This is a genomic window from Chitinophaga sp. (genome assembly GCF_035761305.1).
In the GTDB taxonomy this organism is placed as follows: Bacteria; Bacteroidota; Bacteroidia; order Chitinophagales; family Chitinophagaceae; genus Chitinophaga.
Map to the genome: position 1 here is coordinate 1 of NZ_DASTRI010000238.1, position 7,438 is coordinate 7,438.

General features: G+C 50.6%; 7 protein-coding genes. 5 read left to right on the forward strand and 2 right to left on the reverse strand.

The genetic code is table 11. From position 1 onward, the window contains the following. The coding region (locus VFS25_RS20160) for a SusC/RagA family TonB-linked outer membrane protein (RefSeq protein ID WP_326463981.1) at positions 1 to 2,370 on the reverse strand (2,370 nt) is incomplete at its 3' end. Between the two features lie 288 nt (positions 2,371 to 2,658). On the opposite strand from VFS25_RS20160, the gene VFS25_RS20165 reads away from it, so the two are divergent. The 5 genes from VFS25_RS20165 (at position 2,659) to VFS25_RS20185 (ending at position 5,491) form a co-directional block, all read left to right on the forward strand. Further along, positions 2,659 to 3,081 carry a hypothetical protein gene (locus VFS25_RS20165; protein ID WP_326463982.1) on the forward strand — a complete coding sequence of 141 codons (423 nt, stop codon included), beginning with the start codon at positions 2,659 to 2,661 and terminating at the stop codon, positions 3,079 to 3,081. Between the two features lie 23 nt (positions 3,082 to 3,104). Continuing rightward, the gene (locus tag VFS25_RS20170) at positions 3,105 to 3,899 is read left to right on the forward strand and encodes a thymidylate synthase (protein ID WP_326463983.1); all 795 of its coding nucleotides are present in this window, start codon (positions 3,105 to 3,107) and stop codon (positions 3,897 to 3,899) included. A gap of 50 nt (positions 3,900 to 3,949) precedes the next feature. After that, positions 3,950 to 4,441, forward strand: coding sequence for a dihydrofolate reductase (locus VFS25_RS20175; protein ID WP_326463984.1), 492 nt, complete (start codon positions 3,950 to 3,952; stop codon positions 4,439 to 4,441). A gap of 66 nt (positions 4,442 to 4,507) precedes the next feature. Further along, a complete protein-coding gene (locus tag VFS25_RS20180; RefSeq protein WP_326463985.1) occupies positions 4,508 to 5,074 on the forward strand; it encodes a Crp/Fnr family transcriptional regulator in 567 nt (188 codons plus the stop codon). Between the two features lie 45 nt (positions 5,075 to 5,119). Then, complete coding sequence (locus VFS25_RS20185; protein WP_326463986.1) at positions 5,120 to 5,491, forward strand: DoxX family protein; 372 nt, start codon at positions 5,120 to 5,122, stop codon at positions 5,489 to 5,491. A gap of 10 nt (positions 5,492 to 5,501) precedes the next feature. On the opposite strand, the gene dnaG is transcribed toward VFS25_RS20185, so the two are convergent. Then, positions 5,502 to 7,436 (reverse strand): DNA primase, encoded by a 1,935-nt coding sequence (dnaG, locus tag VFS25_RS20190; RefSeq protein ID WP_326463987.1) that lies wholly within the window; start codon positions 7,434 to 7,436, stop codon positions 5,502 to 5,504. Positions 7,437 to 7,438 lie beyond the last annotated feature (2 nt).

A 7,438-nucleotide genomic window follows, 5' to 3' on the forward strand; every position in this document is an offset into this window, starting at 1 on the left:
AAGGCGGGTAACGGCTGAGCGGTTGCGCCACCAGTTAATGTTGGAGCTCCAGCGTACGTTTTTGGTATTAATGGGCAGCAGGCTTAAACCCAGCTCTATGCCCCGGTTGCGCAGGTCGCCGGCATTTACCCATTCAGCCACAAAGCCCGTGGAGCCGGGCGGCAGGCGGCGCAGCAGCAGGTCAAATATTTTCTTGTTGTAGTAAGTGGCTTCCAGGTTTACGCGGCCATCCAGTATGCTGATGTCCAGCCCTGCTTCCAGCTCTGTTTGTTTTTCAGGCTTAATGGTGGTGTTGCCCAGCTGGTTATCTACCAGGGAGCCGGGCAACCCGCCGGTATTGGAAATTACCAGGGCCGTGAACTTGCTGCCGTAGGGCGATACGTTGCCGGATTGCCCGTAAGCTGCGCGCAGCTTAAAGCTGTTAATGGTGCTGAACTTCCAGAAATCCATTTTAGCCAGGTTCCAGGAAATGGAGCCTTTGGGATATACGTAGTATTTCTTGTAATCGCCGTTATTGGTGGAGCGGTCAAACCGGATGCCGCCGGTAGCGGTAACAGCGTCCAGCAGGTTTACTTCTTCCTGCGCAAAAATGCCGTTGTCGCGGTACTTCTGCCGGAACTGGCGCGGGTTGCTGGCGCCGGCCTGGTCTACATTGGTTTGCGTGCCTATGAGCTGCGTGGCAGATACCAGTATGTTATCAAAATTGCCCGTTTCCAGTGTAGCCCCTACCGTAGTGGTAAAACTGGCTTTGGACGATGGCGTGAAGTTGTTCACCAGGTAGCCTGCCAGGTTGGTGTTGATGTTATTGGTGTTGCCCTGTATGGAAGCGCCGCCCAGCGTGTTTTCCATGAACTGCAATGAGCGGGGGAACACGGCCATTGTTTTCAGGTTGTAGTAATCCACGCCGCCGTTGCCAACAAAGCGGGTGGTGGACTTATCGCTCTGCTGCAGCCGTGCATCCAGCTTTACGCCGGTTACAAAGCGGTTGGTGGCTTCGTTGTTGATCATCTTGTCGCGCGTTTCCAGCGGGTTAGAGGCTGCGTAAGGGTTGCGGGGATAGTTGCCCATTTCGTCCCTGTGCAGCTCTGCAAAACCGGGGGTGGATGATAAGGCCACGCCAAAGGTTACCCCGTTGTTATCGTTGTTGGTAAGGCCGCGGTCTGCGCTGGCGTTAATATAGTTGGTACTAATGCCAACGGTTATACGGTCGTTAATGCGGTGGTCTATATTCAGCCGCAGTGAGCTGTTCAGGTACCCGGTGCCTTTTACAATGCCGTCTTCGGCGCGGCGGTTGGCGGCAAAGTAAAATGTGGTGCGTTCAGAGCCGCCGCTTACACTCAGGTTGGTGTTCAGCAGCAGGCCGGTTTCGCCAAACAGCTCTTTTTCGTAGTCGTATATCTTGCCTGCTGCCTGTGCGTCCAGGAACCGCTGCCGGTAAGCATTACGGGCGGCCTGCACATCCGGGTCGGGGTTATCGGCGGCGCCGGCCAGGTCGGCTGCTGTTTCAGCGGTAAATACGCGCTGTCCCAACAGCCTGCGAACTTTTACAAAACCGGTTTCCTGGTTAATGCTGATGTTTGTTCTGCCGGATTTACCGCGTTTGGTGGTAATAAGCACCACGCCGGCTGCTGCTTTTGAGCCGTATAATGCGGCGGCAGAGGCGCCCTTCAGTATTTCAATGCTTTCAATATCCGACGGGTTCAGGTCTGCGATACGGCTGGAGGGGTTGTCCTGGTTATTGGGGTTGCCTGCAGTGGCCGCGCCGGTAACATCATTCAGGCCGGCCGGCACGCTGGCATTGTTCATAAAAATACCATCCACTACATACAGGGGTTGCGAGTTGCCGAATATAGAGGTGATGCCCCGCATTTTTACGGAAATGCCGCCGCCCGGCGCGCCTGAGTTGGCAGATACCAGCGCCCCGGGTATTTTGCCGCTCAGCGCTGCATCAAAGGTTTGTGCAGGCGCAGTGCCCGACAGCTCTTTGGCGGAAATGGTAGCCACTGCATTGGCCAGGTTGCTGCGCTTTACGGAAGTGGCCAGGCCTGTTACCACTACTTCATCCAGGCGGGCAAAGTCCTCTTCCATTGTAATGTTCAGGGAGCTGCCGGTTACGGGAACGGTGCGCGTTTTATAACCTGTAAATGAAAAGGTAAGCCGGTTGCTGCCCGGTGGCAAGGTAAGCGTATAATGGCCGTCTGCATCGGTAATGGTGCCGCGGTTCGTATTCTCTACCCGTACGGTAACACCAGGTACGGCTTTACCCTGGGTAGCATCGGTAACCCTGCCTGTAACGGTTTGTTGTGCATACAGCATACACGTGCTGCATAGGCATAGCAGCACTATAAGCGTAGATTTAGATAGAAGCATAAGCGTGTGATTTTGGGTGATTGATACGAAGGTTTAGATCATTAAGATTTTAATATAGGCGTTAGATTTAGATGAAGAATTAAGGTTGATCAATGCCTTTAGCTACATGGAACTTATCTTGCTCAGGGGCGTTTACTGCTCGTAATGCGACGTTTTGGTTGTAACAGCAGATTACGAAAATTCCGTGGTATAAGCGTGTTTTTTATTTAGTTTATTTACGTTATATTTTTCGGTTGCCTGCTTGTAACATCATGGTAAGTTGCAGCGTTTCACTGTAAACATTTAACCATGAAATTTCCCTTACTACCTGTATGCTTACTGTTCATCCTCACAGCCTGCTCAAAAGATCATGATGGTGTTATAGACGGTGCTGCCTTACCGAAACAGTCCCAATACCTGCAGGGCAGCTGGAAATCATATTCCTATTACGAAGGCACGGGTAACGGGGGAGAAAAGATCTGGAACTTAACAGACGGTTCTACGCGTATTACCTTTGGCGCAGACAGTACCTACACCAATACCAGCGATCCCGCTTACGATCATTTTATACTGCGGGCCCTGGGCACAGATACTATTTTACAGGTATACGCAAAGGGGCAGCCCGGGCGCGATACCGGCAACTTCTTCATCAGTATTAACACAAATACCCTTACCCTGGGATCACGCCTGTGTATAGAGGGCTGTGGGGAAAAATATGTGCGGCTGCAATAGCATTAATTTTGTTATTTTGCCCTATGGATCAGTACCTTCATTTATTACAGCATATACTGGATCATGGGGCTTCCAAAACAGACCGTACCGGTACCGGCACTACCAGCTGTTTTGGCTACCAGCTTCGTTTTAATTTGCAGGACGGCTTTCCGCTGGTCACTACCAAGAAATTACACCTGAAATCTATTATTTATGAGTTGCTATGGTTTCTCCGGGGCGACACCAATACCGCTTACCTGAAGGAGCATGGCGTAAGCATATGGGACGAGTGGGCCGATGCCAACGGCAACCTGGGACCTATTTACGGTAAACAGTGGCGTAGCTGGGAAACCCGCGATGGCCGGGTGATAGACCAGATCAGCGAAGCGGTGAAAACCATTAAGAACAACCCGGATTCGCGCCGCATTATTGTAAATGCCTGGAATGTGGGCGACCTGCCGGAAATGGCGTTAAGCCCCTGCCACTGCCTGTTCCAGTTTTATGTGGCCAACGGCAAATTAAGCTGCCTGTTATACCAGCGCAGCGCAGATGTGTTCCTGGGCGTGCCTTTTAACATAGCCTCCTATGCGCTGTTTACCATGATGATGGCCCAGGTATGCGATCTGCAGCCGGGCGAGTTTATTCACAGCTTTGGAGATGTGCATTTGTATAACAACCATATTGAGCAGGCCAGGCTGCAGCTGAGCCGCACACCATATCCGCTGCCGGTAATGAAAATTAACCCGGATGTAAAGGATATTTTTGCTTTTAAGTACGAAGATTTTGAGCTGCAGAACTACCAGTATCATCCGGCTATTAAAGCGCCGGTAGCGGTATAATTCGTAATTGTTCCAACGTAATTCGTAATTGACAATTCGTAATTGAATCCATGGTTTCCATCATCGTAGCAGCATCGGAAAATAACGTAATAGGCCGGAAAAACCAGCTGCCCTGGCACCTGCCGGCCGACATGAAATACTTCAAAGAAACTACCACCGGCAAGCCCGTTATCATGGGCCGCAAAACATTTGAGTCGTTAGGTAAGCCGCTGCCCAACCGCCCCAATATTGTAATTACCCGGCAGCCCGATTACCCGCGCAACGGGATTATTGTAACCACCTCCCTGCAGGAAGCGCTGATGATTGCCAACACGTTTGACGCACCGGAAATGTTCATTACCGGCGGGGAAGAGATTTTCAGGCAGGCCATCCCGTTATTTGTGCAGCGTATGTACATTACCCGTATTCATGCTACTGTTACCGGCGATGCTTTTTTTCCGGAGTTTGACCCAAATGAATGGAAGCTTGTTAGCAGCAAGCCGCACCCGGCCGATGAAAAGCATGCCTATTCATTTACATTTGAGATTTGGGAGAAAAAGTAGCAGGAAGCGGGAATGCCTGGATAAACAGTTGTAAATACGGTAACTTAAAGCAACAGGGATTTTCAGATGGAGCGCTTTTTCAGAACCGTTTCAAACATTTCTCCGCTATTGCCTGCTACAGAGCAGGCGGTGGCTGAAGTGCTGCACCGGCTGGAGCTGCCTGCGGGGCATTTACTGGTAAGGCAAAATACCGTTTGCGATTACCTTTACTTCATAGAAAGCGGGTTAACAAGAACTTTTTACTATAAGCATGAAAAGGATGTGACTGATTGGATCAGCGCTGAAAATTCCTTCGCCGTTTCCATTCTCAGCTTTATTTCACGGCAGCCCGACCGGCGGATGATAGAGCTGCTGGAACCTTCTGTGCTGTGGGCATTGCACTATTCAGATTTTGAATATTTATGTGAGCGCTACCACGATTTTGAGCGGCTGGGGCGGCATCTTGCCGCGCTTGGCCTGGTGCAGCTTCAAAAGAAATTTGATGATGCGCATTTTGCAACGGCCCTGGAAAGGTACCGGCTGTTTATGCAAACAAACCCTTCCCTTCTTCAGCGGGTGCCTTTGGGAATGATAGCCTCCTACCTTGGCATAACGCAGGAAACCCTTAGCAGAATACGGGCACAGATTATTTGATAAATATCAAATAAGCGCGTAGCGCCCGGGGGTAATTTTGCCCTTATGAATACTTTACTTTGGATATTACAGGGCTTCCTGGCGCTTACCTTCCTTTATTCCGGCGTATGTAAATCACTACTGGCAGAAAAAACACTTGTTAAAATGGGGCAAACAGGAGTGGAGGGCTTGTCCCCGTTTTTTATAAAAGGCATTGGTATTTCGGAAATACTGGGTGCAACGGGCCTGGTTGTGCCGGAAGCGTTTAATATTGCGCCGGTACTTACACCGGTGTCTGCGCTTTGTCTTGCTTTAATTATGCCGTTTGCAGCCGTAATACACTATAAAAGACGGGAATACCGCAGTGTAGTGATAAACGTGGTGGTTTTTTGTCTTTGTATTTTTGTTGCCTTTGCGCGGGTATTTTTTTACAGGTAACGGGCGGCGCTTACCTGAAAATAACGGTGCCGATGCCCTGCGTTAGCTCCATTTCCAGCTGTTTCAGGTGCTGGTGCACTTCAATACATTTCATTTGCAGGTCAAAGGTGTCGGCCTTTTCCATTTCCTGCTGGTTTTCAAGGATCAGCTTTTTTATTTTACGCAATATGAGGTAGTTGGTGGTGCTGATGGTATCGCGCAGGTAGGCGTTGTCGCCGCAAATTGTATTTATTTCAAAGCGCTCTTTCCAGTTCACGCTCAGGTCAGCTTCCTTATCTTCCAGTATAAGGGCGGTTTGCTTTGAAATATCCGGGTCTTCGTGGTACAGGAACCATTTCTTATCCGGCGTGGCGCCTTCATCATACCTGGATTTATATTCCCGCAGTATTTTCTTTACCACCTCACTGTCTGCCAGCGACTCAAAATCATAAGGCAGGTGAAACACATAGTCGGCCACACTGGTTTGGTCCTCTTCACTGAAAGGCATTTCCCCGAAGCGCAGCAGTATCTTTACCAGCTCCCTTTCCTGCTTTTCATCGGTGGGAAACATCACCTCAAAGTTGCCTTCCGCAGCTTCCATGGCGGCAATGGCCTCATCGCTCGGTGGTTCGGCATCCGTAGGAGGGGCGTTTTTGGCCAGCTGCTGCTCCCGTTTGTGCAGGCGCTCGCGGATGAATTTATTCACCAGCATAATAAGGCCCTGCTCATCTATTTTCAGGAGCTGGCTGCACTGGCGTATATAGTCCTGCTGGCGGGTAAAATCCTCAACCTTGTCTATTTTGGAAATGGTTTCCGCAATTTCGTTCACCAGCTGGCTTTTGCGGGTGCTGTCGTTGCCCGCTTCCTGCATGGAGGTTTGCAGCTTAAACAGCACAAAATCCTGCTTGTTGTTTTGTACAAACTCCCTGAAGGCCGGCGCGCCGATCTTCTGTACGTAGCTGTCGGGGTCTTCCTTGTCTGGTATCAGCACCAGCTTTACGTTCAGCCCTTCCTCTACGGCCATGTCAAGCCCGCGTAGCGCGGCCTTTACGCCGGCGCTGTCGCCATCGTACAGGATGGTGAGGTTGTTGGTATATTTTTTTACCAGCCGCAGCTGGTCAACGGTCAGGGAGGTGCCGCTGGAAGCTACCACGTTCTCAATGCCTGCCTGGTGCAGCGAAATAACATCTGTATACCCTTCTACCAGCAGGCACTCGTTCAGGCGGTCTATGGCATGGCGGGCAAAGTAGGTGCCATACAGCACCTTGCTTTTAACATAGATCTCGTTTTCTGGAGAGTTGATGTATTTGGGCGCCCGGTCGTTCTTTACCAGTATGCGCGCGCCAAAGCCCAGCACCTTGCCCGATTGGTTATGGATGGGAAAGATAACGCGGCCCCGGTAGTTATCTGCCGGCTGTTCGTTGCGGATGGTTACCAGTCCGGTTTTTTGCAGGTATTCCAGGTTATAGCCTTTTTCCAGGGCGGCGCGGGCAAAGGCATCCCGCTCGTTGCTGCAGTAGCCAAGCTGGAATTTCCGGATGGTTTCTTCGGTAAAGCCCCTTTCCTCAAAATAGCTGAGGCCTACAGTTTTGCCTTCGTCGGTTTCCAGCAGGGTATGGGTAAAATACTCACGGGCAAAGTTGTTGATGATATACAGGCTGTCTGCCAGCAGCTGCTGTTGTTTGGCTTCAGGACTTACCTCTTTTTCCTCTATCTCTACATTGTACTTCTGGGCCAGCCAGCGCAGCGCTTCCACATAGGAGTACTTTTCGTGCTCCATCAGGAAGCTGATGGTGTTGCCGCTGGCGCCGCAGCCAAAGCATTTATAGATCTCTTTGCTGGGCGAAACTGTGAAGGAAGGGGTTTTTTCGTTATGGAAAGGGCACAGGCCCAGGTAGTTGGTCCCTCTCTTTTTCAGCTTTACAAACGAACCCACGATCTCCACAATGTCTATGCGGCTCAGTATCT